This is a genomic window from Nocardioides luteus, assembly GCF_014648595.1.
GTDB classification, from domain to species: domain Bacteria; phylum Actinomycetota; class Actinomycetes; order Propionibacteriales; family Nocardioidaceae; genus Nocardioides; species Nocardioides luteus.
Window position 1 is genome coordinate 1 of record NZ_BMRK01000055.1, and the last position, 582, is coordinate 582.

General features: G+C 72.5%; 1 pseudogene. It reads right to left on the minus strand.

Annotated elements, in window-relative coordinates:
- Nucleotides 1-582, minus strand: a pseudogene (locus IEY81_RS23940) (lysylphosphatidylglycerol synthase domain-containing protein); the annotation flags it as partial.

Consider the following 582-nt stretch of genomic DNA (forward strand, 5'->3'; position numbering starts at 1 on the left):
AGCGCGAGCGCGACCAGGTCGACGGCCATCATCCCGACCTGGGAGAGCACGGCCAGCGGGAAGCCCCGGCGGAACCGCTCGGCGACGTCGGCACGGAACCGCTGACAGGCATCGGCCCAGCGCTCGGGGTCGACCGACCGCCGGAATCTGCGGGCCACCACGCCGGACCGGGTCCCGACCGTGCGCGCGAGCGGGTCGCTGCGTACGACCAGGAGGACGGCGACGAGGATGGCCGCTGCGAGCGCGATGCTGAGCAGCTCCAGCCAGCGGAGCGAGGGCGCCTCGCCGACGGCGATCAGGAGCACGAAACCGAACAGCGGCGCCGCGAACCGGGCGATGTAGAACGTCACCGAGTTCATCACCGTGCCGGCGAGGCCGGTGGCGGCGCTGACACCCCACGACCGGAACATCGCCACCCGCAGCGCCATGTCGCTCGGCGGGGGAGCGATCAGCGAGGTCAGCGCCGCGCCGAGGTCGTTGACGGTGGCGCGGTAGAACGTCACGCCCCGGATGAAGAAGCTCAGCGGCATCGCCAGCAGCACCTGCCGAGCCAGCACGACCGCGAGCAGCACCACCGGGTGC